Below are 220 nucleotides of genomic sequence, written 5' to 3' on the forward strand. Positions count from 1 at the left end.
CCAGCCTGCTGCAATCATCAATGAATGCGATGAGGTGGGTTCTGACCGTTTTGCCGTCAATACGCAGACGCGGCCCCTCCGACATGTCCGTCTGCCAGAGTGCGTTCACCTTGTCGTGGGCAAACCGTTTGCGTTCAGGCGTATTCGGCATTTCCTTTCCCAGAAGACCATTCTTCTTCAGGAAACGGTGAATCGTCGAGTATGAGACTTGTTTTGGGAA

General features: G+C 52.7%; 1 pseudogene. It reads right to left on the reverse strand.

What is annotated here, in order from left to right:
- Positions 1-220 (reverse strand): annotated as a pseudogene (locus VF724_RS21480) (IS481 family transposase); the annotation flags it as partial.

Origin of the sequence: Ferviditalea candida (assembly GCF_035282765.1) — a bacterium.
In the GTDB taxonomy this organism is placed as follows: domain Bacteria; phylum Bacillota; class Bacilli; order Paenibacillales; family KCTC-25726; genus Ferviditalea; species Ferviditalea candida.